Genomic DNA, 6,045 nt, shown 5'->3' with positions numbered 1-6,045 from the left:
GATGATGTCTCGTCCAACGTCACAACAACTGTGACCACTCGGGCGTCCGTGTTTGCGGCGGGGTCAACACTAATGATGTTCTGTCGTCCGACGATCAGCCCAATCTCTGTCAGCGTTCCGCGCAGTTCCTGCGTCAAAGCTTCTGCGCGTAAGATGACGGCATCGCCGATGTTCAGACGGCCAATCTGGTTCTGGTAAATCTCCATTTCAGCTGTCATTTCGCGGGTATTACCAAACTCAATGAGGCCTGCAGAAGATGGACGCTCGCCGGGTTGCACCAGCAGATCCAGCACGGTGCCATCAAACGGTGCGCGGACAACAGATTTCTCGAGGTTTACTTCAGCGGTGCGCAAAGCGATTGCAGCAGATTGTAACTTGCGTTTGGCGAGTTCTACATCCGCCTGAGAGAGATCGGCTGAACCACTGTAACGCTGCAGGGTTGCCACCTTGCGAGCTACATCCAGTAAAGCGCTTTCGGCTTCAGCTTCTGCGCGGTCCAGTTGAGCTTGTGTAACCACCTTGCGGGCAAACAGAGACTTGGTGCGCTCCAGTTCCGCCTGTGACAGATCCGCGTTGGTTTTGGAACGGTTAAGATCGGCTTCGTTCTCCACCTGACTGGCTGTGATAGAGAGCTGCACCTGCCGGAGGGAAGCTTCAGAAACCGCGATTTCCGCCTTGGCTGCCTCAACACTGGCTTCCAGTGAAGGGCGATTGTCCAACAAGGCGAGCACAGTGCCTGTCTCAACCCAATCACCGACTGAGATTGGCAACTCCGCAATGCGGGCATCCCCTGCTCCGAATGGCAAGGCTATGGTAGAAACGCCGTCCCGCGGGATCAGCTTACCAAGCGCCACCACAGCGCCTGCTTCCAGCGCTTTGATGTCTTCCTTGGTCACTGTCGTGTTGATTGGAACGGCAATTTTCTGATTGCTTCCACCGCCCGGCTCTAGCCCTGTCATCTCATAAAACAGGCGTAGGCCAGCGGGTTGGAAGTACATGCCCATGACACCACCGGTGAACATGATAGCAATGAAGACAGGGACAAGCAGAATAATCCGCTTGAATGGCAAGCCCTTGCGAGCATTACCCGAAATAGACGAAATGCCCGTATCTTCCAAAGGCAAATCTTCGTTTGGCGCATTGTGATGGGTCACAGGACCACCTCTGCTGTGACTTGTTAATTATTACCTTCTAATATTCTAATATGAAAATCACGCAACCCAAAAATTGTACGGATTTGTAACTCAGGTGGAATTTGAGTTTTGGGTGCCAATCAGCCGAAGGTAGTGATGGTGGGAGAGGTGGTTGCCTAAGAAAACATCACTTGCCAAATGAAGTTTGTAGACTCTATATTCTATTTATCCCCAAATTCCTGATGGAAAATAATTGGGGTAGCCAGGTAACGAAAAGTGATTGTTAGAACTTTCAATAATGCAATCTACATCTATTTAATGTGCTGAAATAATTAATCTAATAAATATTTATTTAAATTTATTTTTATCGATAATTCTTCATCGCACATGATGTGTTGAAGATATCTCTAGGATTGAGATACCTGACGCCGAGCAACGTTGGCTTGAGGTATTGCTATGCAATTTATGAGTGCATAGGTTCTGGTTAACGTAAAAATGCCTAGTTTAAAACCAGAGTCTTTCAATGCTTTTCAAGAATTTATTGCTCACGACAACCATATTAGTAAGTGCGGTTGCATACGCTGACGTGCAAAGCCCTGCGTTGGCTGCTGGATCTATGATTTTAGAGGGGAACCACATAAAATTTGGAATCAGTGAAGATGGGACGTTAGGTTATGGCAACAACACTTTGCCAGGTATTCAATACGACGAAACTGGTACTGGTTCGTTCAATGATAAATACGATTACTTGATCCCTGGTACTCCTTTTTATGGCTTTGATATAGAGTACAATGACGGTGTTCGAAAATCAGCAAACAATGCTGGTGGTAGTGGAATTTCCGGAAAACTCACTGACATGAGTGAGATTGAATACAACGGTACAATTGCGGACAATCGAGTAATTTTTAGTTCTTCTGACGCTGACGGATCAATAAAACAAGACATTGCCTTTGATGATGAGGACAAGCATGTCAGTGTAACTATCTCAATGACCGCAAGCATCGACATGACCGATGTCCATTATGGTGTGTTCACCGATCCCGATGTTCAACAGCAGTTGGGGGATTCATACATCACAAACAACTATGTAGTTGATGAAGAAAACTACAATTTTGTTTACTCTGAAGCGACTACCTCAAAAGCGATCATTGGATTTGTAACTGGACTTGATAACTCTGGTGGTGGGATAGCGAGTAGTTGGTCTGAATCTGGCAAGTTTTACTACAACAGCGCTGATGGGGTTAACTCGTCAGTCGGCGACAGTACGATTGGCCTTGGTTTTTATTGGGCAAGCGTATTGGCAGGCGAGACCGTTACTTTCACTTATTCTTTGATATTCGGAACTGATATCGATGATGCGCTGAAAGTCATTGAAGATGGGGCCGATATATGGGGAGATATCGACACGGCCCAAGATAGCTACTCAACGGATGACCTGAATGATGGGAAAGTAACCTCTACATTCAAGGGTGGGACATTGAAAGTCTCCACGGGTGGAGCATTGAATGTTGACTTCAATGTTGCTGAAGACGGCGGAACTTTTGACACAGACGGAAATGATGTTGCGCTGACTGGCAAAATTAGTGGGGCTGGAACATTGAATAAGAAAGGTTCTGGTAAAATGACATTTACCGGAACACAAAACCAGATCAATGGTGGGTTCAATGTTCAAGGTGGCGAAGTTCATCTTGCCTCGGGCTCTAACTTAGATGTCGGCGACAGCAAGTTGATGGTTGCAGATGGAGCAGTTCTTACAGGTTCTGGATCGGTTAAGGGTGACCTTGACATCAGTGGAACAATCTCTCCTGGTAACTCTCCAGGCACAATGGTTGTGAATGGGAATGTAACACAAAATGGAAGTAGTACGTTCCTTGCTGAAATTGATGGGACTGGCACGGGAGCAGGTGCAGGCAGCTATGATCGATTGGTGTTGACTGGCGCTAACAGTGTATACACAGCAGGCGGAACGCTGGATTTGAAACTGCGTGGTATCACTGGGGCCGCGACGAATACTTATACGCCAGAGATTGGTACTTCATTTAGTATAGTAACTGCGGAAGGCGGCGTTGATGGGGCGTATGCACTGGTGAAGCAGCCTACAAACGGGCTTAATGAAAACAGCCGCCTAGATGTCGTTTACAATGAAAATGATGTCACTGTTTACGTTGCTGCAAATAGTTATGCGCAACTTGCTCAGGGGACGGGAAAACTTGATGCTGTAGCCGTAGCTAATGCACTTGATGGTCAGCGTGCTCAACGTGGTTTGAGTACTGGTAATGCTGATCTTGATAATTTGTACAATGGCCTACTGGGTTTAAATGCTTCTCAGACGAGTGATACACTTCTGCAAGTCTCTGGAAGCATCTACGCATCATCAATTTTAGGTGCACGATTTGCTAATCGATTGGTGCGTGACAGCATCTTGCAGCATACAGCTGTGCTTGAAAATGCGGTATCTTCCCAAATGGAAGGGGGCCATCAGTTTGGCTTATGGGCCCGGTCTATGGGGGAATATGCTGAAGTAGATGCTGATCAATATGCAAACGGTTTTACATCCAGATCTGGCGGCTTCCTCTTTGGTCTCGACATGCCGCTGTCGGAAAACGTACTTGCAGGGCTCGGAACCGGGATTTCGTCAAACACAGTTGATGGGAAGTCTGACGGATCGGGCAAAACAGAGTCTTATTACGGATATGGTTATTTAAAGTTCCTTCAAGACTCTACTTACGCGACTGTGTTGACAGGTGTGTCCTGGGATAACTTTGAGGCAGATCGTTCGGTTCGATTATCGAACCAATCATATGATCTAAGCGGGAAGTCATCTGGATATACAGCATATGCAGATATTGAGCTAGGACATGAAGTTGATTTGGCTTCTGACTGGATGTCGAAAACTTCGGCAAACTCCTTCTATCTCTCACCAATCGTTGGGTTGCGTGCAGAGTTTGCGAAACGCAAAAAGTTCCAAGAGAGCGGTGAAGCAGTGGTCGCTTTGCAGCAAGAGGCCTTCGAAGGTTTCTCTGGTTCAACGAAGTTCGGAGTAAAAATCGGTGGTGAGTTTGAGCTTGGTGAGACACTTCTGAATATTAATGCTGGAGCGTTTTGGCTGCATGGCTTCGGAAATGCTCATACTCCAACGGTAAAGAGTTCTCTGGGAAGTCTTTCATGGGATGTTGCTGCTGCAACATCCGGACGCAACGCCTTTGAAGGTTCTCTCGGGATAGACATGTCTTTGTCTGACAATCTGAATGCGCAGATCAATGCAAGCTACATCACGACAGGTGCTGCACAGTCTGGACAACTCCATGCAGGGGTCAGTTACAAATGGTGATGGGTTTGTTTGGAAGTGCCTATAAGTTTGCTAGGCGAGTACGGGTTCACACTTTGGTATTTTTAGCTTGTAGCTTAGTTATAACGCCTGGGTTCGTACAGGATGCAACTGCAGGCGCATCATTTTGGCAGACAAAATGTGAGGGTGTTTCGCGAGAGGCTTCAGGGCTGCGGTGCGTGGCTGTCCAAACCATATCCTTAAAGAAATCAAAGAAGCTTCTCTTCAAGTTTGAGGTCGTTGCACCGCCAAGCAATCGTAAGCCATACCTATTGATTCAGGGGCCTTTAGGTATTCACTTGAGTGCAGGTTGGCAGTTGTTCTTAGATGAAAAACTTCAGGAAACTTTGCCGATCAATACATGCGATGCGCGTGGCTGCTTCAGCTCTAAGCAGTTCAATGCCGATCTGTTAAGAAGTTGGAGCAAGGGAAGTAAGTTGATGATCAAGTTTGCGCCTTCCCCGGGAAAAGAGCAGATAGTCGACATTCCATTGCAAGGGTTTGGGAAAGCTTTAAACGCAATCCGTTAGCAAACTAAAGTTGATGATCAATAAAATACCACGGAAAGCTGAGTTAAGATTTCCGGGGTATTTTAATTCACTTAAGCTCTCACGGCCTGCGGGGTGTCTTCTTCTGCGATGCGGGTGAGGAAGGTGTCTACTTCGGCGGATAGGTCGTTGGTGACTTGTTCCAGCAGGGCTGAGGACTGGTTGGTAGCTCCCGCTTCCGTGGTTGTCTCGTTGATCGCACCGCTGACGGAGACAACGTTGCTGGCGGCTAATGCTGTTCCGTCTGAGGCTGCCTGAACAGCCTCTGCAATTTCTGCGGTAGCCATTTGTTGTTGTTCAACAGCGTCAGAGATGGAGGATGTCAGCTCGCTGATTTCTTTTCCCGCCGCTGTGATGGAGCCAATGGCTTCCACGGTGCTGCGGGTTGAACTCTGAATGTCGTTGATCTGCGCTGAGATCTCCTCGGTGGCGTGTGCTGTCTGGCTTGCCAGAGTTTTCACCTCTGTGGCCACCACTGCAAAGCCTTTGCCTGCATCCCCTGCCCGCGCAGCCTCAATGGTTGCGTTGAGCGCCAGCAGATTGGTTTGCTCGGCGATGTCACGAATGAGATTGAGGACAGTGCCAATTTGCTCAGCAGACTTTGCAAGTGCAATGACTTCGTTGTCCGTGGTCTGCGCAATTTCAGAGGTGGATGTCACCAGCGTATTGGCGCGTGTGGATTGGCTGGAAATCTTCTGAATGGAAACAGAAAGCTCCTCTGCAGCCGCTGCAACGGTCTCTACGTTTTGCGATGCGCTGGCAGAGGCTTCCCCCGCGCTGTTGGCCTGTTGAGTCGCCTGATTAGCGACATCGAACAGGCGCTCAGAAGAGCTGCGCATTTCCATAGACTGGTTGGAGAGCATGGATACATTGCGTTCCAATACCACGCGGAACTGTTCCACAACCTCTTCTTTTTGCTGTTGGCGAGATTGCTCGCGGGAGCGCTCTGTTTTAGCGCGTTCTTCCAGCTCACGTCGGGCGATTGCGTTCTCTCGGAACACCATGACCGCGTCCTGCATCTTGCCGATTTCATCCT

The 6,045-nt window shown here is 48.2% G+C and carries 4 protein-coding genes; 2 read left to right on the top strand and 2 right to left on the bottom strand.

Features of this window, described 5'->3' with window-relative positions:
- The coding region (locus PPL9_RS09355) for an HlyD family efflux transporter periplasmic adaptor subunit (protein WP_057462473.1) at positions 1-1,154 on the bottom strand (1,154 nt) is incomplete at its 3' end.
- 502 nt (positions 1,155-1,656) lie between these two features.
- Between PPL9_RS09355 and PPL9_RS09350 the strand changes: the two genes are divergently transcribed.
- Complete coding sequence (locus PPL9_RS09350; protein ID WP_057462444.1) at positions 1,657-4,464, top strand: autotransporter outer membrane beta-barrel domain-containing protein; 2,808 nt, start codon at positions 1,657-1,659, stop codon at positions 4,462-4,464.
- Positions 4,458-4,991 carry an invasion associated locus B family protein gene (locus PPL9_RS09345; RefSeq protein ID WP_057462443.1) on the top strand — a complete coding sequence of 178 codons (534 nt, stop codon included), beginning with the start codon at positions 4,458-4,460 and terminating at the stop codon, positions 4,989-4,991. The genes PPL9_RS09350 and PPL9_RS09345 overlap by 7 nt, the downstream gene beginning before the upstream one ends.
- 71 nt (positions 4,992-5,062) lie before the next feature.
- Here PPL9_RS09345 and PPL9_RS33175 read toward each other — a convergent pair.
- The coding region (locus PPL9_RS33175) for a methyl-accepting chemotaxis protein (RefSeq protein WP_244273371.1) at positions 5,063-6,045 on the bottom strand (983 nt) is incomplete at its 5' end.

The sequence above is a fragment of the Pseudovibrio sp. POLY-S9 genome (assembly GCF_001431305.1).
Taxonomy (GTDB): domain Bacteria; phylum Pseudomonadota; class Alphaproteobacteria; order Rhizobiales; family Stappiaceae; genus Pseudovibrio.
Note: the sequence above shows the minus strand (reverse complement) of the source record. Positions and strands in the feature narration are given on the sequence as shown.

Excerpts from the sequence above, each read along its gene's own strand:
- PPL9_RS09350 (WP_057462444.1), top strand. The coding sequence starts at position 1,657 with ATGCTTTTCAAGAATTTATTGCTCACGACAACCATATTAGTAAGTGCG.
- PPL9_RS09345 (WP_057462443.1), top strand. The coding sequence starts at position 4,458 with ATGGTGATGGGTTTGTTTGGAAGTGCCTATAAGTTTGCTAGGCGAGTA.